This is a genomic window from Acinetobacter sp. YH1901134, from assembly GCF_013416965.1.
GTDB lineage: Bacteria > Pseudomonadota > Gammaproteobacteria > Pseudomonadales > Moraxellaceae > Acinetobacter > Acinetobacter amyesii.
The window spans coordinates 330585-350676 of the sequence record NZ_VPEW01000004.1 but is presented as its reverse complement, the minus strand read 5'-3'; the positions used below and the strand labels follow the sequence as shown (position 1 = coordinate 350676).

15 protein-coding genes are annotated in these 20092 nt (G+C 40.6%); 8 read left to right on the top strand and 7 right to left on the bottom strand.

Annotated features, from left to right (window positions below):
• Positions 1-4: 4 nt before the first annotated feature.
• Positions 5-916 carry a bestrophin family protein gene (locus tag FTV50_RS05535; RefSeq protein WP_180023784.1) on the top strand — a complete coding sequence of 304 codons (912 nt, stop codon included), beginning with the start codon at positions 5-7 and terminating at the stop codon, positions 914-916.
• 9 nt (positions 917-925) lie between these two features.
• On the opposite strand, the gene FTV50_RS05530 is transcribed toward FTV50_RS05535, so the two are convergent.
• Positions 926-1849, bottom strand: coding sequence for a LysR family transcriptional regulator (locus tag FTV50_RS05530; protein ID WP_180023783.1), 924 nt, complete (start codon positions 1847-1849; stop codon positions 926-928).
• Positions 1850-1945: 96 nt separating this feature from the next.
• Between FTV50_RS05530 and FTV50_RS05525 the strand changes: the two genes are divergently transcribed.
• A complete protein-coding gene (locus FTV50_RS05525; RefSeq protein ID WP_180023782.1) occupies positions 1946-3010 on the top strand; it encodes an aldo/keto reductase in 1065 nt (354 codons plus the stop codon).
• A 74-nt stretch (positions 3011-3084) separates the two neighbouring features.
• A complete protein-coding gene (locus FTV50_RS05520; RefSeq protein ID WP_180023781.1) occupies positions 3085-3558 on the top strand; it encodes an SRPBCC domain-containing protein in 474 nt (157 codons plus the stop codon).
• A 114-nt stretch (positions 3559-3672) separates the two neighbouring features.
• On the opposite strand, the gene FTV50_RS05515 is transcribed toward FTV50_RS05520, so the two are convergent.
• A complete protein-coding gene (locus FTV50_RS05515) occupies positions 3673-4209 on the bottom strand; it encodes a lecithin retinol acyltransferase family protein (RefSeq protein WP_078193494.1) in 537 nt (178 codons plus the stop codon).
• A gap of 135 nt (positions 4210-4344) precedes the next feature.
• Here FTV50_RS05515 and FTV50_RS05510 point away from each other — a divergent pair, with 135 nt between their 5' ends.
• Complete coding sequence (locus FTV50_RS05510; protein ID WP_257223860.1) at positions 4345-5121, top strand: phosphodiester glycosidase family protein; 777 nt, start codon at positions 4345-4347, stop codon at positions 5119-5121.
• A gap of 56 nt (positions 5122-5177) precedes the next feature.
• Here the strand turns inward: FTV50_RS05510 and FTV50_RS05505 are convergent, their stop codons facing one another.
• From FTV50_RS05505 to putA, 4 genes are all read right to left on the bottom strand, one after another.
• The gene (locus FTV50_RS05505; protein ID WP_180023780.1) at positions 5178-5426 is read right to left on the bottom strand and encodes a hypothetical protein; all 249 of its coding nucleotides are present in this window, start codon (positions 5424-5426) and stop codon (positions 5178-5180) included.
• A gap of 263 nt (positions 5427-5689) precedes the next feature.
• On the bottom strand, positions 5690-5914 hold the full coding sequence (locus FTV50_RS05500) for a hypothetical protein (RefSeq protein ID WP_078188679.1): 225 nt from the start codon (positions 5912-5914) through the stop codon (positions 5690-5692).
• 252 nt (positions 5915-6166) lie between these two features.
• Positions 6167-7249: a tRNA (uridine(54)-C5)-methyltransferase TrmA gene (gene trmA, locus FTV50_RS05495; RefSeq protein WP_180023779.1), complete on the bottom strand. Its 1083-nt coding sequence runs from the start codon at positions 7247-7249 to the stop codon at positions 6167-6169.
• Positions 7250-7478: 229 nt separating this feature from the next.
• Positions 7479-11210, bottom strand: coding sequence for a trifunctional transcriptional regulator/proline dehydrogenase/L-glutamate gamma-semialdehyde dehydrogenase (gene putA, locus FTV50_RS05490; RefSeq protein ID WP_180023778.1), 3732 nt, complete (start codon positions 11208-11210; stop codon positions 7479-7481).
• Between the two features lie 133 nt (positions 11211-11343).
• On the opposite strand from putA, the gene FTV50_RS05485 reads away from it, so the two are divergent.
• Positions 11344-11841, top strand: coding sequence for an Lrp/AsnC ligand binding domain-containing protein (locus FTV50_RS05485; RefSeq protein ID WP_168378610.1), 498 nt, complete (start codon positions 11344-11346; stop codon positions 11839-11841).
• A gap of 415 nt (positions 11842-12256) precedes the next feature.
• Here FTV50_RS05485 and putP read toward each other — a convergent pair whose 3' ends face one another.
• Positions 12257-13759 (bottom strand): sodium/proline symporter PutP, encoded by a 1503-nt coding sequence (gene putP / locus FTV50_RS05480; RefSeq protein WP_168378609.1) that lies wholly within the window; start codon positions 13757-13759, stop codon positions 12257-12259.
• A 423-nt stretch (positions 13760-14182) separates the two neighbouring features.
• Here putP and aspA point away from each other — a divergent pair, with 423 nt between their 5' ends.
• The 3 genes from aspA (at position 14183) to mfd (ending at position 19970) form a co-directional block, all read left to right on the top strand.
• Positions 14183-15631, top strand: a complete 1449-nt coding sequence (gene aspA / locus FTV50_RS05475) for an aspartate ammonia-lyase (RefSeq protein WP_180023777.1) — start codon at positions 14183-14185, stop codon at positions 15629-15631.
• 335 nt (positions 15632-15966) lie between these two features.
• Entirely contained in the window at positions 15967-16323 is a 357-nt protein-coding gene (locus FTV50_RS05470) for a hypothetical protein (RefSeq protein WP_078193486.1), read from the top strand.
• 179 nt (positions 16324-16502) lie between these two features.
• Complete coding sequence (gene mfd, locus FTV50_RS05465) at positions 16503-19970, top strand: transcription-repair coupling factor (RefSeq protein WP_180023995.1); 3468 nt, start codon at positions 16503-16505, stop codon at positions 19968-19970.
• Positions 19971-20092: the final 122 nt, after the last annotated feature.

The following is a 20092-nucleotide window of genomic DNA, read 5'->3' as shown; positions in this document are numbered from 1 at the left end:
ATAAGTGATCATTCGAAATAAAAATAATAGCTTTAAACTTTTATTTGCATGGCATGGCACGATACTCCCAAAAGTCATGCCTGCGTTGGCTGTCGTCGTGAGTTTGTCGGCGATTTTGGTGTATCTAAGCGCTGCACACTACCTAAATACGCCTGAAGTTCCAGCCATCGGATTTACCATCTTTGGGGTAATTCTGTCGATTTTTTTGAGCTTTCGAAATACTGCCTGTTATGACCGTTGGTGGGAAGGTCGCAAGCTTTGGGGCTCATTGATTGCCAATACACGCCACATGATTCGTGATAGCCATGTACTTGAAGATGAGCAAAGAACCGTGTTGATGCACCGTATCATGCTGTTTTGCAACTTATTACGTGATCGTTTACGCCATGAATCACAAGATATTGTGCATTTTAAAGATGGTGTAGCTTTGACAGATCAGCAATGGCAGCAATGCCGAGACAATATCAATGCACCTCAATATTTACTTGAAATTATTCAAAAAGATTTAGTCAAAGCCTATAAGCAAGGTCAGATTACAGACATTATCTACAGCACGCTTACACGTCATACCGTAGCTATGGGTGATATCCATGCAGGCTGTGACCGTATTATGACCACGCCATTGCCATTTTCCTATTCGGTGCTTTTACATCGCGCGGTGTATTCATTTTGTCTGATTTTGCCGTTTAGCCTAGAGGCCAGTTTAGGGATTTGGACACCTGTTATTGTGGCTTTGATTGCGTATTTATTTTTAGGTTTGGATGCGTTAAGTGCAGAGCTGGAGGAGCCTTTTGGCTTGCAGGAAAATGATTTGCCGCTGGACTCGATTGTACGAAACATTGAGCGTGAAATGTTTAGCAGCTTAGAAGTTGAACTTCCGCCGCTGATTAAGACTTTTAACAGTAATTTAAGATAAATTCTTGGCCTAATTTTCAGATAAATTCGGCGATACGTACCAAGCATACTGATGCTGAAAAAAATCGTCCAAGTGTCGCATAAAAGCCTGTACTTTAGGCGGAACAAAATGTCGATGCGGAATTACCACATAGATTGCTGTACTTTGAACAGGGATCTTGGGTAGAACTTGGATGAGCTGGCCAGATTGTAAATCTTCCTCCACATGCCAGATGGAGTGGTTTGAGATGCCTAAACCTGCAAGTGCTGCTTGGCGTACGCCTTCACCTGAGTTGATATGAACTTGTCCTGAAACAGGTATATTTATGTTGTGTTGATCTTGGACGAATGTCCAAAGCTGCGAAACACCCTTAGGGTATTTCTGTAAAATGCATTGGTGTATAGAGAGCTCTTCTAGGGAGTGAGGTTCGCCATGTTGTTCGATATAGCTAGGCGAGGCACACAAAATACGACGGTTTAAGCTGAGCGGTTTAGCAATTAGTGATGAGTCTTCTAACTGTCCAATACGTATCGCAACATCTATACCTGCGGAGACCAAATCTAAATTTTGATCGGTCTGTTCAATATCTAAAGTCAATGTTGGGTGTAGATTGGCAAAGGCTGCAAATACTGGCCCCATGATACGATTTCCAAAAACTTCTGAACAGGTGATTTTTAATACGCCGCTGAGTCGTTGTGGTTCAGGCTGAAATTGGCTCAGGAGAGAATTAAATTGTTCGAATAAGGGAAAACCTTGCTGCAATAAAACAGCACCTTCCTGTGTTAAATGTAGCTGCCGTGTAGTGCGATGAAATAAGCGCAGCCCTAAACTATGTTCAAGTCTGTGTAGACGGCTACTAGCGACAGAAACAGAGAGATTGGCTTCTTTGGCAGCTTGACTGATTGAACCCAGTGCCGCCATTCGTGTGAATAAGTCGAAATCTTCAGTTAGCATTATCAATATAATCAAGAAAGTCTTTCTCGATATTCAGGGTTTTTCTGATAAATATCTGTGCCTATTCTGTGTATAAATTAAACACAGGAATTCACCATGAACTATCACAACCTAGGGCAATCTGGCTTACAAGTTTCAGAGTTCGGCTTTGGTGCAGGTACATTTGGCGGGCAAGGCCCTATTTTCTCTGCATGGGGGCAAGCGAGCTTAAATGATGCTCAGCGCATGATTGATCTGTGTATTGATCAAGGCGTGAATTATTTCGATACCGCAGATGCTTATTCAAATGGTGCCTCTGAGCAGATGCTCGGTGCATTACTTCAATCAAAACGCCAAGAGGTGATTATTTCCAGCAAAGTGGGTATCCGATTGAATGATGGAATCAATCAAGGTGGATATTCTAGAAGCTATTTAATTCAAGCCGTGGAGGCGAGTTTAAAGCGGTTAGGTACGGATTATATTGATGTGCTGCAACTGCATCAGTTTGATAGCACGACGCCACTTGAACAGCTGATGCACAGTTTAGATGACTTGGTACGTAGTGGAAAAGTTCGCTATATCGGTGCATCGAATTTTTCAGGCTGGCAGCTCATGAAAGCTCAGTCGATTGCCCAACAGCATGGCTATGAAAAGCTGAGTGTGCATCAAGTCTATTATTCTTTGATTGGACGTGACTATGAATGGGAGTTAATGCCTGCGCAGCATGATCAACAGATTGGTGCAGTGGTTTGGAGTCCGCTGGGCTGGGGGAGATTAACAGGGAAATTTGATCGTGAGCACGCGATTCCAAAGCAAAGTCGGCTGCATGAAACAGCACAATTCGCACCGCCAGTTCGACATGAAAAGTTATTTGCAGTGTTAGATGTAATGCAAGAAATAGCCATGGAAACAGGGCACTCTATCCCGCAGATTGCATTGAATTGGCTGAAAACCAGACCGACAGTTTCTAGTATTTTGATAGGCGCACGTAATGAACAGCAACTGTTGGAGAACCTTGCGGCGAAGGAATGGTCATTAAGCGTAGAGCAGTTAGCCCGATTAGACGTAGTCAGTGCAGTGTATCCACCTTATCCATACTATCCCTATTGGAATGGGCAATTTATAGAGAAGAATCCCACGCTAGTGACATCAGCATTTATTTCAGAACATACAGCAGAATAGGGCAATAACAATTCAGTGGTAGGCAATGATCAGTTCTCTGTGCTATCACTGAATAAAATTAAAATACTGTAGGAATGCAGATGAGTGTCGTGATTGAAACCCAGATGTTAATTCGTAAGTCCATCAATATCGTATTTAATGCTTTTGTTGATCCTTTAATAACACAGCATTTTTGGTTTAGTGCATCGAGTGGCTATCTAGAAGAAGGTAAAACCGTGCAATGGACTTGGCAAAAATATAATGCAGTCGCCGATGTAGACGTGCTGAGTATTAAGGAAAACAAATTAATTCAAATACAGTGGGGAGAACCAAAAACTCAGGTCGATTTTATTTTTGAGCAAATTAGCCCGATGGAAACCTACGTTCGTATCAAAAACTCACAGATTCCTCTGCAAGGTCAGGCATTGATTGATTTTATTATCGATAGTACAGGGGGTTTTACAACGGTTTTGGATGCAGCCAAAATTTATTTAGAACATGGCCTGCAAAGCAATTTGGTTGAAGATAAATTTCCACCTTTTAGCAATGTGAAGAGTGACCAAAATTAAGCATTACATCTGATACGCCGTAAGCAAAATCTTGTGTATTGGCACAGGATCTCTAAGCAATGTGCTGATGTATTGAAATTTGATAAAGCCACGGTTCAATGCTGCTGCAGTGAATTAACGATTTTTATGTTCTTCACGCTTTAAATAGGTATAAACCGGCATTTGCATTTTGGCTTTTTCGCGCAGTTTCTTTTTAATATAGAACACCAGTGCAAAGCAAGTGGTGGTCACGGTTAGCATCATACTGCTCATAAAGCTCATCAGAGAACTGACATAACCAATCGTGGTGAGTCGGTTCATCATACGGAACACTTGAGGACTACTTTCAACGCCGGTAATAGCCCATGTGCATAAGTGTTCACAGTTATTAATAATCAGATGATAGTTGTTTTCATGCATGCGAGAGCGCATACGACGCACCACTTTACGCCCTTTAAATTTTGGATTGCTATATGACTGAACGATAATTTTTTTGCCGTGGCTGAATTTTTCGATCGAAGTCATTTCAATTGGATGTTTTTTGAAAAGGTGTGCAAAACCAGAGTAGTGAATGACTCTACCACGGCCGGCATATATACCATGATGGCTATAACCGAAGTGTTTAACAATCAGATGTGTTCCAAGAGGAAAACCATCTTTCTGCACATGCATGAATTTACCAGTCCTACTTTAAATCCGAATTATTTTTAAAGATTAGTCTACTTTTAATCTGTGAATTAATCGACTATTTTAGCGATGATTTAGCTAAAATTTGTTCGATTTTTAACGCGCGCTATGGATAGGGTCATGCTTAGTCTTCATTTAACCTCAATGTTTAAAAAAATGCGCTTTATGATGCTGCTCGGTCTGATTTTCTCACCGACTATTTCCTATGCCAATATTCAAGCGAAACGTGTCAGTCAGCCCATTGCAGTGGATGTGGTTGAAATTTCGGATTTGAGTAAACTAGAGCTCTATTTATATGATGCAGAGCAGCAGCCATATCGAGACCTACAGCGTTTAAAGCAGTCATTAGCGCGTAAATGTAATACGATGAACTTCGCAATGAATGCAGGGATGTATCATGCAGATTTAGCGCCTGTTGGTCTTTACGTTGAAAATGGGCTGCAGAAAAAAGCCTTGAATCGTGCAACACGAGGCTTTGGTAATTTTTTAATTCAGCCGAATGGTGTTCTAGCATGGAATGACAAGCAAGCGGTGATATTAACTACACAAAAATATGCTTCCACAAATTTTAATGCACGTTATGCGACGCAGTCAGGTCCAATGCTGGTGGTAGATGGAAAAATCAATCCAAACTTTATCCCACAGTCAGATTCATTGAAAATCCGCAATGGCGTGGGGATCAAGAACAGGAAGTTGTATTTTGTGATCAGTCGTGAAGGCGTGTCGTTTTATGCATTTGCACAATATTTTAAGCAGCAATTATCGATTAACAATGCCTTGTATTTAGATGGATCTGTGTCTAGTGCAGATATTCAAGCATTGAATAGACATGATTCAAGTTTGAAACCTTTAGGGCCAATTGTAGCGTACACAACAGCATCTCAGTGCGAATCATAAAAGCCCGAATATTCGGGCTTCATCTGTACAGTGTTTAGATTGATAGAATCTACTGTTTATTTGCCGACTAAACCTAAAAAGGTACTTTGGGTTTGGCACATTTGAATGGCATGTTCTTTAGATTGTTTTTTAATACTTTCTTCAAACTGTTTTTTCTGTTCTTTGATTTGTTCTTCGTTTAAGCCCATTTGTTTCGATAAGGCTTCGAGTTTATCCCAGGATTCTTTGCATTCTTTGGGAATTTGGCTACAAGCACTTAGACTAAGTATGCAGCAGGCGATTAGGCAAATTGTTAATTTATTCATGTTCATTCCTTTAGTTTTTATATCAATCCAGTTTAGTGGTTATCTGCTTTTTATTTGATGCAATATTAGGTTTTATTGTCGTGTGTTTAAAAATTAGACATCACTGAGTTGCCTTGGAGCATAGCATAAAAGCTGTAAATAGCGATGTGGCAAATCCACAAAACCTGATCTGTAAATAAGCGGCATACTTTTGATTAGACTAAAAAATGAAAAAGGCACTCTGTAAAACAGAATGCCTTGTTTGAACATTGAATGTTCAGACTCTACTGTAGAGGTAGATGCTGGATTTCATTTAATTCCTTACGGCTATAACCGCGCGAAGCGAGTACTTTTTTAATACCGAGGATAACATCTTCATCCGTTGCCTTTGTAAGAGCAGCAATAAGCTGTTCATTGGTTTTACAAGAGCAATCATTTTCAACACAGGCAATTTGATTCTTATGCCCGTTTTGCTGTTCTTTAGCGAACAACTTATGCCAAAAACTCATAGAGCCTTCATTTGCGACCTAACATAGGACGAAATATAACCAATCCAATAAATAAAGCAAGACTACTAAAGTGATATTTTAGCCAGTTGAATGATCATTTTTTCGATTGGACTTTTAGAATCTTTGTCTAATTGATATAAAAAGGCATCCATTGCACTGCATGTGGCGAGAAAATAAAGCTTTTTTAGCATATAAAAAAGGAGCTTTTAGAAAGCTCCTTTTATGACAACAACATGACTTGAAATAATTTGTTTAAAACTTCTCAAGAAACACACCAGACTCTACATGGTGTGTATAAGGGAATTGATCAAACAAGGCGAATTTGCTGATTTTATGCGTTTGTGAAAGCAGTTTAAGATTGTCATGCAAAGTATCTGGGTTGCATGAAATATAGATAATGCGTTCAAAACGTTGCAACAGTTTTAGTGTTTCATCATCGATACCTGCACGCGGTGGATCGACAAATACCGTATCGAAGTTATAGCTTGAAATTTCAATCTCAGCTTCTTCAAGGCGGCGGAATGTACGTTCAGCATTGTAGGCTTGGGTAAACTCTTCAGCTGAAAGACGAGCCACTTGGATATTATCAATACCATTTTGCTCAATATTCCACTGCGCGGCATAAACTGAAGACTTGGCTAATTCTGTTGCCAAAACGCGATTAAAGCGTGTTGAAAGAGGCAGCGTGAAATTACCATTACCACAGTAGAGCTCAAGTAAGTCTTTGTCTGAGTGATCCGCAACCTGACACGCCCATTCCAGCATTTTTTGACATACGCCGGCATTTGGCTGTGTGAAGCTACTTTCAATTTGTTTATACTGATATTTACGGTCAAATACTTGGAGTTCTTCAACCACATAGTCATCAGTTAAAATCACGCGCTGACCACGACTACGACCATAAATCTTGATATTGAGCTTTTCAGACAGCGCTTTGGCAGCAACTTCCCATTCAGCATTGAGCGGGCAGCGGTAAACCAATGAAACCAGCATTTCACCTTTCAGCGTTGCTAAGAAATGAACTTCAAATAATCGGCTAGATAAGATCTCTTGTGCCTTGAGTTCATTTAATAATAGGGGCATTAAATCATTAATGCTTTTATCTGCAATCGGGAAATCTTTAATTTCGACAACTTGTTTTTCATTGTCTGCATTGCGTTCAAACATTGCATAAAACATATCATTTTCAGTATGCCAAATTCGGAATTCCGCTCGCATACGAAAGTTTTGTTCAGCAGAAGGAAAAACTTCTAAAGAGGGAGGGTTGTATTCTGAAAATTGAGCCGTAATGCGGGCAACTTTGGCATCAAGTTGTTGCTGATAAGTTGAAGTCATATGCAGTAAAAAATCGCAAACATATTAAAAAAAGTCATGTTAGCAAAATTCACCTTATAAGACTAAATTAATTCCACTTTTGGCTGTATTTATCTGTCGAGAAAATGAGTCTGAATGCGCTAAACAGAATATTTATCTAGGGGTAGTTAAAAAAACGCTCAATCTTTATGGAACATTCATAAAGATTGAGCTAAGTGAGGAACTGATTAGTTGGAGTTCATTCGAATGTTTAATTCATCGTCATTAAGCTGGCATTACCACCGGCTGCCGCAGTATTGACACTGATTGCCCGCTCAATCACGAAACGTTCTACAGGGATGTCATATTGGCCTGAAGCTAAATGCGTAATGCCAATAATTGCACCTTCACGAGAAGCGATAACCTGTTGAATCTTTAATAACTCAGTTTGTTCACCATGGTGTAAAACCGCATCAAAATTGCCATGATAAATATCCGTGATCACTTTAAATTGGTCCACGAGGATTTTCGGCATGCTATTTAAGTGTTTTAACACAAAAGTATTGTCTGCAAGTACCACGGGTTGACTACCCACCGATAAAATCGCAGCAATTTGATTCAGTTGATCTGCATCATTATTGGCTAGTGAAAGTACACCTTTACGTGCCAAAATGGCATATTGGTTGTTTTCACCAGTAGGGCCTTGCAGTTCAAAACTTTGTCCTGCGGCTATGGCCTGCGGTGCTTGAATGGCAATGCCTGCAAAATGTTGCTTCGCCCAAGCGTTAAAAGCTTCATATGCAGGGAAGTGTGCAGCTTGTGTTTCTGCCTGAGCAGCATAAGGTGTAGCCAATTTTTTCTCAGAAATTTGATGCATTAAACGGTAAAGATATAAAGGACCGCCAGCTTTTGGACCTGTACCTGATAAGCCTTCGCCGCCAAAAGGTTGTACACCAACCACAGCACCTACAATATTACGGTTAATGTACAGGTTGCCGACTTCTGCATGACCGATAACTTTTTGAATCGTGTCATCAATACGTGTATGCAAGCCCATGGTTAAACCATAACCTTTGGCATTAATTTGTGTTAATAGGTTTTCAATCTCACCATATTTGTAGGTAATTAAATGCAATACTGGCCCAAAAACTTCGCGTTCTAAATCATTTAAATTTGGCAGTTCAATCAAAGTTGGTGCAACGAAAGTTCCCGTACTTAAGGCATTGCCATCAGCATTAAACATGATTTGATGTACTGGATAGCCTTTGCTACGCATCTTCTCAATATGTTTTTCAATATTTTGCTGTGCTTCAAGGTCGATCACTGGGCCAATGTCAGTTGCTAAAAGTGCAGGATTTCCGACACGAAGTTGCTTCATCGCACCTTGTAACATGGTACGGACAACGTCCACATTATCTTCTTGTACACAGAGAATACGTAGGGCAGAACAGCGTTGACCGGCACTATCATAGGCAGAGTTAACGACATCCAATACCACTTGTTCTGTCAATGCTGATGAGTCAACAATCATGGCATTTTGACCGCCAGTTTCAGCAATCAATACCACGCTTTCGCCAAATTGGTTTAAGCGCTGTGCCACGGTTTTTTGCAAGATACGTGCGACTTCCGTTGAGCCAGTAAACATGATGCCTTGGACACGTGAGTCCGCGCTGAGTTTGGCACCAATGGTTTCGCCACGGCCAGGAAGGAGTTGCAATACATCGAAGGGAACACCTGCTTCCCATAAAATATGTACAGCTTGAGCAGCAATCAGTGGCGTTTGTTCAGCAGGCTTGGCAATCACGGTATTACCTGCAACCAAGGCCGCCGCAATTTGACCTGTGAAAATAGCAAGCGGGAAGTTCCATGGACTAATGCACAGCACAGTGCCAAGAGGTTCAATTTGCGTATTTTCTGCTAGATCAATCATTTGAGCTGCATAATAACGTAGGAAATCTACAGCTTCACGGACTTCAGCAATAGCATTGGCATAAGTTTTACCACTTTCACGTGACAACAACACCATGAGAGATTGCAATTGTGCTTCCATCAAATCTGCCGCACGATTTAAGCATGCTGCACGCTGATCTTTGTCTAAAGTTTTCCATGAAGCTTGGGCATTTACCGCATTATTGAGAGCGATTTCCGCTTGCTCTAGACTAGCTTCACTGACACTGCCGACCACATCATTACGGTTTGCAGGGTTTGTAATGTTGATACTTGCAGTATGAATTTCTTCTAAATTAGCGCCCATTGCACTAGCATGCCACTGGGTATGTGCATGCTGTACTGCCGTGGTATTGAGCTGAGATAAGTCGCGATCATTGGCTAAATCGAGTCCTTTTGAGTTGCGACGTTCTGTGCCATACAAATCTTGCGGAAAAGGGATAGAAGGATGCTTCGCTCCAGTGATACCTTCTTTTTCAGCCGTCGCTAATATCGTCTGTCTTGGATTTTCAATTAAATCTTCAATTTTTAAATTTTTATCTGCAATACGGTTGACGAAAGAGGTATTCGCACCATTTTCCAGTAAACGTCGAACCAAATAGGCCAATAAGGTTTCATGGTTACCCACTGGTGCATAAATACGACAAGGCACACCCAGTTTGTTATCAGACTTCGAACCCACCACTTGTTCATAGAGGGGTTCACCCATGCCGTGAAGGCACTGAAATTCATACTGGCCTGGATAGTAAAGCTCTGGCTGTGCTAATTGGTAGATCGTAGCAACGGTTTGCGCATTGTGTGTTGCAAACTGAGGATAAATTTGCTCAGGTGCTGCTAAAAGTTTTTTAGCACATGCAATATAAGACAGGTCGGTATGAACTTTGCGCGTAAATACAGGATAGTCACTCATACCTTCAATTTGCGCTTTCTTAATTTCGCTGTCCCAGTATGCACCTTTCACTAAGCGGATCATTAAACGTTTTTGGCTACGCTTAGCGAGGTCAATAATATGGTCGACCACATAGAAACAGCGCTTTTGGTAGGCTTGAATCACAAATCCAATACCTTTCCAATCCGCTAATTTAGGCTCAAAACATAGGCGCTCAAGTAGTTCCAAAGAAATTTCAAGGCGGTCAGTTTCTTCAGCATCAATGTTTAGACCAATATTGTAATGCTTGGCTAATACTGCAAGTTCAAGCACTTTGCCATAAAGTTCGTTATGCACACGGTCGATCTGTGAACGTTGATAGCGCGGGTGTAGGGCAGATAATTTGATCGAAATGCCTGCTCCGTTATAAACATCCTTACCTTCAGAAGCTTGACCAATCGCGTGGATCGCATCGGTATAGTCTTGATAATATCGTTCAGCATCAGGTTCAGTTAATGCTGCTTCACCCAACATGTCATATGAATAGCGGAAGCCTTTGTCTTCTAAAATTTCTGCATGTTTAAGTGCTTCATTGATGGTCTCGCCTGTAACAAACTGTTCGCCCATCATACGCATAGCCACGTCGACAGCTTTACGGATAATGCCACGACCACTGCGTGCTAAAATACCCGTCAATAGACTAGACAGACTTTTTTGTTGAGGGGTTTCCATCAGTTTGCCCGTCAGCATTAATCCCCAAGCAGCAGCATTAACGAACATGAGGCTACTTTGGCCAACATGATCTTTCCAGTTACCTTGGTTGATTTTATCTTTGATCAGTAAATCACGTGTTGCTTTGTCTGGAATACGGAGTAGCGCTTCAGCTAAACACATGAGCGCGATGCCTTCCTGTGAAGACAATGAAAACTCTTGTAGCAAGCCTTGTACAATGCCTGCTTTACCTGTACCGCTTTTACGTTCACGTAATGAATGGGCTAAGTCAAAAGCCAATTGTTGAATTTGATCGCTGATCGGGGAAGGGATTTCACTGTGTGCTAATAATTTTTCAATGCACTCAGTTTCAGCACGACGCCATGCTGTATTAATCGATTGTTCAAAGCTATTCTTGTCTTTAAATTCAGTGATGTAGTCATCGCTTCCCGTGACTTCAAATACTTTTCCATTCATGTTTCAATTTTCCGTGTCAAAGTTCTATGACGAGCAAATAAATCTTGAGCTTGATCCTTTATTTAATTTATCATCACAGAATATTTAACGAATAACTCACTATAGTTTTAATAATATTTAGAGAAAAATTCAGATGAGTAGCCCATATTTGAGCTTAGACCGTATAGATATTCGTATTTTAGAGTTGCTGCAAGAAGACGGAAAACTGTCCAATATTAAGCTTGCGGAAATGGTGAATTTATCACCGACTGCGGCGTTGGCACGTGTGCAAAAATTATCTAAAGAAGGCTTTATTTTAGGCTATGAAGCACGTTTAAATCCGGTCTTACTCAACAATGGATTTGTGGTTTTTGTGGAGATTTTACTAGATAAAACCACGCCCAATGTATTGGAAGATTTTTCGGATGCAGTACGTCAAATTCCAGAAATCGTAGAATGTCACATGATCAGTGGTGGTTTTGATTTTGTAGTGAAAATACGCTGTGCAAACATGGAAGAATTTAGAAAAATTTCAGGGCAGGTGCTTTGGCAATTACCTGGTATCAAGGAAACGCGTAGTTATCCTGTGATGGAAGTGATCAAAGAAAGTATGCAAATTAAGCTGAAACCTGCGGCTCGATCAATTAAGTAACGGCTCTTATGAGTGTAAATGTAATTGCGCATTTTAAAACGTTTTTTAAGTTTATTCGACGGAGTCTTGCATCTTGGGTTTGGATAAAGGGTTTAGCCTTCGGCTGGAGGCACTTTTACGAAACGTTGTTTCTCATTCGGCAAAATGAGAAGCGTGCTTCGCAAGGAAACCATCTTGCGGTGCAATGCACCTCACCGACAAAACTCGTGCGCTTCCGTCAAATTATTAAAAATGTCGCAAAAACATTTTTGATGAAAATTAATCCTGTCTCAAACACTTGTGGATGACTTTATCGCATATCGTTTTCTTATTTGAATCAAATTGCGCATCTGATGTTACTGCGTAACATAAATTATGTAATAGAAAATGTGAGTACTAAAAAGGGGCATTTAGCCCCTTTTTAGTGTCAAAAATTTTAGATTTCAGACATTTCTTTTTGATATTGCGCTTCGGCTTTTTCAAAGCGTTCAACCACATCCGCCTCTGGTGCTTTGCCCAATAAGCTCACGACAACGATACTGATTGCAGAGAAAATAAAGCCTGGAATGATTTCGTATAAACCAAGGTGGCCTAAGTAGTTTTTCCACACGATGACAGTCACAGCACCCACGATCATGCCAATGATTGCTCCGTTAAGCGTCATACGTTTCCACAGCAATGAAAGAATAATCAGTGGGCCAAATGCAGCACCGAAACCTGCCCATGCATAAGCCACTAAGCCTAAAACTTTACTTGCAGGGTTCATTGCAAAGGTGATTGCAAATACGGCAATTGCCAAAACCATCGCACGTCCAATCCAAACCAACTCTTTTTGCGATGCGTTTTTACGAATAAATCCTTTGTACAAATCTTCCGTCAAGGTTGTTGAACATACCAATAACTGACAGCTAAGTGTGCTCATCACCGCAGCTAAAATTGCGGCCAAAATAATCCCAGCAATCCACGGATTGAATAGAATTTTAGTCAATTCCATAAATACCGTTTCAGGGTTAGCATTAACGACGCTTGCCAGTTCTGGGTGAACTTGGAAGTAAGCAATACCGATATAACCGGCTGCTACAGCACCGCCTAGACATAGGATCATCCATGTCATACCAATGCGTCGTGCATTCGGAATGGATTTAACAGAATCGGCTGCCATAAAGCGAACCAAAATATGCGGCTGACCAAAATAGCCTAAGCCCCACGCCATGCTGGATAAAATCGCAACTGTACTTAAGCCTTCAAATAAATTGGAAGCTTGCGGGCGAGCTGTTTCCAAAATAGCAGCAAGATTTTGACTGTTATCCCCTAAAGCAAGGTAGGCGATGATCGGTGTGATCAGCAGTGCAAAGATCATCAGACCCGCTTGGAAAGTATCGGTCCAACTGATCGCTAAGAATCCACCAATACAGACATAGCTGATGGTTGCAATGGCACCAATCCACAGTGCTGTTGTGTAGTTCCAACCGAATAAACTTTCGAAAAGTCGTGCGCCAGCCACCATGCCAGAAGCACAGTAAATCGCAAAGAACACTAAAATCACTACAGCTGAAATGATACGTAAAATCTTTTTACGGTCTGCAAAACGGCTCGTGAAATAATCGGGCAGGGTCAGGGCATTATTTTGATATTCGGTATGAACACGCAAGCGACCAGCAACGATCAGCCAGTTCAACCAAGCACCTATAATTAAGCCGATTGCAATCCAAGCTTCGGAAAGACCAGATAGATAAATTGCACCAGGGAGACCCATGAGTAGCCAACCACTCATGTCGGATGCACCTGCTGAAAGTGCAGTCACAACACTTCCTAAACTTCGTCCACCTAAAATGTATTCGTCAAAGTTATGCGTAGCTTTGTAGGCATACAAACCAATGGCAAGCATTGCAAGAATATAAAAAATAAAGGTGACTAATGTCGGGTTTAAATGGCTCATAGGCGGTTCGTCCTTAATGAAAGCAAATCATCTCTGTCCTAGATGAAAATTTGTACTTCTGTCGTAAGTCGCAGATTCAAGCACGATTTAAAAATTACACTCTGTAACCTTTAAGCATATTTTATGTATGTTTTGCGTAAATGATATTTTTTCTTATTACAAATCGAATTTTTTATTGTGCTGCTGAAATGTTGTCCAGAAGGGAATTTAAATTTTGAAATGTAAATCTACTAAAGACTTTTCATCACAAAAAGAGAACTAATGAAAATAGGTAAAAATTACACAATGTTACATATTGAACAAGAAATGTGCATTTGAAATATTTGGTTGCAAATGTGCATCACATCATCTGTAGTGAGATGATTTGAACAGGTCGAATATGAGGTATGCACAGTCTTGGTGCGTAATTAGAGGGAATGCGCAGTGACAACGGTTCAAATGGAAAAAACGAGAATAGAGCATGATTTATTGGGGGATAAAGCAGTCCCGCAGTCATGTTATTACGGTATACATACATTGCGTGCCATCGAAAACTTTCAAATATCAAAGCAGCATGTCGGACAAAATTTAAACTTTGTACGCGCTATTGCTCAGGTAAAAAAAGCGTCAGCAGAAACCAATTATCAATTTAACTTAATACAAGATGATATTCGCCAAGCGATTCAGCAGGCGTGTGATGCATTGATTGATCATCCTGAACAATGGGCAGATTCATTTCCAATTGATATTTATCAAGGTGGAGCAGGTACATCGATCAATATGAATGCCAATGAAGTCATTGCCAATATTGCCCTTGAGTTGCTCGGAGATGCTAAAGGCAGTTATCAACGGATTCATCCAAACGATCATGTCAATAAGTCACAATCGACTAATGATGTCTATCCAACAGCGCTGCGTCTAGCGACATATAGTGCTTTTAATGCTTTATTTGTGGTTTTAAATCAGCTAATTGGAAGCTTACATATTAAAGCCGATGAGTTTAAACATGTCATCAAAATGGGGCGTACACAGTTACAAGATGCTGTTCCGATGACTTTGGGGCAAGAATTCCGTGCATTTGCAACATTATTAAAAGAAGATTTAAAGTTGATTGAGCAAAATCGACAGCTTCTATTGGAAATTAATTTAGGTGCGACGGCAATTGGCACTGGCGTGAATTCTCCTGCGGGTTATGCAGCGAAGGCCGTTGAAAATCTAGCTCATTTGACCGGTCTAAAATTGCAAGGTGCAGAAGACTATGTCGAAGCAACCAGCGATTGTGGCGTATTTATTTTATTATCAAGTTGCTTAAAACGTTTAGCTGTCAAACTTTCTAAAATCTGTAATGACTTACGTCTTTTAAGTTCGGGGCCACGAACAGGTTTAGCGGAAATTCGTTTACCTGAGTTACAAGCAGGTTCGTCCATTATGCCTGCAAAGGTCAATCCTGTGATCCCTGAAGTGGTCAACCAAATTGCATTTCGAGTGATGGGCAATGATTTAACCATAACTTTGGCCGCAGAAGCGGGGCAATTACAATTAAATGTCATGGAGCCGGTGATTGCATTGTCCATGAATGAATCAATTGAGCTTTTGGTGAATGCCGTAAAAACATTAGACAGCAAATGTATTCAAGGGATTCAGGCAAATGAGCAAGCATGTTTTGATGCTGTGATGCGTAGTGTAGGTATTGTGACCTTACTCGATCCATATTTAGGTCATGCAAAATGTGATGAAATCGGTAAGCAATGTATTGCCGAAAATAAAACCATTCGCCAAGTGGTTTTAGAGCAAGAGCTGTTAACTGAAAGTCAATTGGATGAAATTTTCTCGATTGAAAATCTAGTTTCTGAAGTGACACCATTTAGTATGCCACTCGCTCAAGTGAGTTAAATGCTTATTTAGGACTTTTAAATAGCTAAATGGTGGGTAAATGACGAAGGTTAATCCTTCGTTTTTTATTTGAAGAAATTAGTGGTAAATCTAGAAAACTAATCTGATGGCAGTGATGTTTTAGGTTTATAAAAGTAACTTAATTTCTAAAAGAAAGTATTGGGTTGAAAATAAAATGCTATATTTGCTTAAGATCGTAATTATAGTTCTATATATAGTCATGAAGGTTTGGATGAAAAATTTAGCTTGTAGATCAAGTCAGAACAGCTTTAACTTGCCCAAATAAGGACGTAATCGAAGTACAATAGGTTTTTTATCATGTTGTAGATAGTCAGATGTTTAATAAGTTAGTCGATTTATTCAAAGGCGCTAAAGAGTCGCCTGAGCAACTTTACTTAGAACAACACCACATTCAATATGATGAAACTCAGGGCTATATCATTGAAGGCGTAGTTTTAAATACTTTGTCTGAACGTATGGAATATTTGTCGAATAGAAAAATGACAAATTTCGATGATTTAAAACAGCTCTATGCAACTGCAATGATTATCAATGAAAAAATAGACTTGGAAATTGCAAGTCAACGCTTTGTTGCACGATTAGGCAATACTGAAGAAAATCTGTTGCAGTTTAAACTCTATGTCAAACTATTGAATGATTATTATCGTCAATTCATCCGTGATCGTAAGTAAGTGAATGGACTGCAGTGTTTGAGTTTGATGGGTGCGTTAATGGTACTCATCAATAGAAAATACAATCGCAAATCCATATTGGTTAAAACACTGTATATAGTTGCTTAAATCTCGGAATGTAAAAAGCATCGTGTTAATATGATCACTAAGTGATTAAAACATTAAAAGCTATTTACATCATGTTCCAGCAAGAAATTTCACAACTCAATCTTAAACAGCTCAAAGCTGGCGAAAAGCGGTGGGTCGGAAACTTACAAGGCTCATCTGCTGCATTATTATTTAAAGAAATTAGCAAACAATCGAAACAGTTGTTTGTGATTGTAGCACGTAATAATCAGCATCTCGGGCAGTTAGAAAGTGAGCTGGAATTTTACGGAATTAAGCCGACTATTTTCCCAGATTGGGAAATTTTACCTTATGACCGGCTGTCGCCACATCAAGACATCGTTTCTGAGCGCTTGGCGATTTTGTCCAATATGCCACAGCAAGGTGTGTTGTTGGTTTCAGCAACAACTTTAGCGCAGCGAGTTGCGCCTGCATCTTGGGTATTAGGTGAACACTTTGATATTAAAGTAGGTCAAAAATTTGATATAGAACAACAAAAATTAAGATTAGTACAAGCGGGCTATCACTTGGTGGATACCGTTTATGATCATGGTGAATTTGCAGTACGCGGCAGCATCATGGATATTTACGCTTCGGGGCAAAGTTCACCGATTCGTATTGACTTATTTGATGATGAAATCGATACCCTCAAATTCTTTGATCCTGAAACTCAGCGAACCACCCAAAACTTAGATCATTTTACGGTTTTACCTGCAAAAGAATTTCCATTAAAAGAAGCGCGCTCACTGTTTCGTGATCGATATGCGGAAAATTTTCCAACGGCAAATCCAAAGAAAAATCCAATTTATCAGGATGTACAAGATGGCATAGCTTCACCGGGTATTGAGTTTTATTTTCCGTTGTTCTTTTCTGAACAAGCCATGAGAGAGCAAAGTACGCTATTTTCGTACTTACCAGAGAATGGCATTGTCATTACAGATAAAGCTATTGATGACACATTGATTCAGTTTTGGTCGGATATTGTGCGTCGTTATGAAGACCGCCGTCATAATGTCGACCAACCGATTTTGCCGCCAGAGCAGATTTTCCTACAACCAAATCAAGTGTTAGAACAATTAAATCTTTGCCGTCGTATCGTGGCTTCGCCTGAGGCTTTTGATGAACGCAATGGCGTAATCAATCTTGCTGCTGAGATTCCACCTCGTTTACCTGTCGATCCTAAACGTGAAAAGCCATTTTCTGCGGTTAAGCAATATATCGATGCGGCAAATAATCCAGTACTTTTGGTGGCTGAAAGTGCAGGTCGACGTGAAACCTTAAAAGATGCATTGCGTCCGAGTTTGGGTGATATCCCGACGGTCGAAAGTTTTGATGATTTTATGCATTCTATGCATGCGATTGCGATCACCAATGCGCCCTTAGATCGTGGTTTATTGCTAACTGACAAGCTTAGTGTAATTTCTGAAAATCAGCTTTATGAACACCGTGTGGTTCAACGTCGTCGTAAACGCCAACAGGAAGTATCAGAAGAATTTCTTGTTCGTAGTTTAACCGAGCTAAGTATTGGCGCACCTGTGGTTCATATTGATTATGGCGTGGGACGGTACGCAGGTTTAATTACCTTGAGTATCGATGACCAAGACCATGAATTTTTGCAGTTAGACTATGCCGATGCAGCCAAGGTGTATGTCCCTGTAACAAACCTGCATTTAATTAGCCGATACAGTGGTGGTGACCCAGATCTAGCACCATTACATAAATTGGGTACAGATGCATGGTCTAAAGCGAAACGCAAAGCTTTAGAGCAGATCCATGATGTGGCGGCAGAACTTTTACATATTCAAGCCCGTCGTCATTCGAAGCCCGGTTATGGCTTTGAACTGGATCAAAGTCTCTATATGCAGTTTGCCAGTGGCTTCGCCTATGAGGAAACTTTAGATCAAGCCAATGCTATTGAAGCGACACTCTATGACATGCAACAAGCGAAGCCGATGGATCGCTTGGTTTGTGGTGATGTCGGTTTTGGTAAAACAGAAGTGGCCATGCGTGCTGCATTTGTGGCAGTACAAAATAACAAACAAGTGGCTGTACTTGTTCCAACCACGTTGTTGGCGCAGCAGCACTACGAGTCTTTCAAAGATCGCTTCGCGGATTGGCCTGTACGTATTGAAGTCCTTTCACGCTTTGGTTCATCAAAATCACATACCAAAACCATTGAAGACCTCGCAGAAGGCAAAGTGGATATCGTGATTGGCACACATAAAATCTTGCAGGAAAGTGTGCAATTTAAAAATCTCGGCCTCATGATCGTGGATGAAGAGCATCGTTTTGGTGTACGTGATAAAGAGAGAATTAAAGCCTTACGTGCCGATGTAGATATGCTGACGCTAACTGCAACGCCTATCCCACGTACGCTGAATATGGCTTTTAGTGGTATGCGTGATCTATCTATTATTGCAACGCCGCCTGCACGTCGTCTTGCTGTGAAAACCTTTGTGCAAGAACACACTGGAGATTCGATCAAAGAAGCCATCTTGCGTGAACTGTTACGTGGCGGGCAAGTGTATTTCTTACATAATGAAGTGGAGACCATTGAACGTACGGCAGAAACTCTACGTGAATTGGTTCCTGAAGCCCGAGTTGCGGTAGCACATGGTCAAATGCGTGAGCGTGAGCTAGAGCAAATCATGCAGCAGTTCTATCACAAAGAATATAACGTGCTGGTGTGTTCAACCATTATTGAAACTGGGATTGACGTGCCAAACGCCAATACCATTTTGATTGAGCGTGCAGATAAACTGGGACTAGCACAGTTGCATCAATTACGTGGTCGAGTTGGACGATCGCACCATCAAGCCTATGCTTATTTACTCGTGCCTTCGCTTAAAGGCCTAAAAGGTGATGCTGAAAAACGCCTAGATGCCATTTCTCGTGCATCGACTTTGGGTGCGGGTTTCATGTTGGCTACAGAAGACTTAGAAATTCGTGGTGCAGGTGAGTTGCTAGGTGAACAGCAAAGTGGCTCAATGCAAACCATCGGTTATAGCCTGTATATGGAAATGCTTGAAAAAGCCACCAAAGCCATTCAAAAAGGTAAAACGCCAAACTTTGACTCTCCATTGTCATTAACGGCTGAAATTAGCATGCATATGCCAGCCTTAATTCCAGATGATTATTTGGGCGATGTACATCAACGGTTATTGTTCTATAAACGCATTAGTAATACGGATACTCAAGAGAAACTCGATAACATTCGTATGGAGTTGATCGATCGTTTTGGCTTGCCGCCGCAAGCAGTCAAACAGTTATTCTCTGTCCATCAGTTGCGTTTAAAAGCGGAGCAATTGGGTATCACTAAAATTGATATCAGCTCACATGGCGGCAGTATTGAGTTCTCACCAGATACACCAGTTCAAGCCATATCCATCATCCAAATGATGCAAAAGCATCCGACTTTCTTCCGAATGGAAGGTGGACAGCGTCTAAAAGTGATGGTCATGCTCGAAGAATATGACAAACGCATTCAATTTATAAATGACTTATTAGGCAGTTTACTGAAGGAATTAGCGCCAAATCACTAGATTTGGCGTATAAATTGCTTGTATAGAATGAATAGATTTTCATGCGTGTTTTTTATATAGAAGAAACGCTTGATTTTTTTGAAAAATTTATTAGAGTCATAAGCAAGCAACGTTTTATTCAA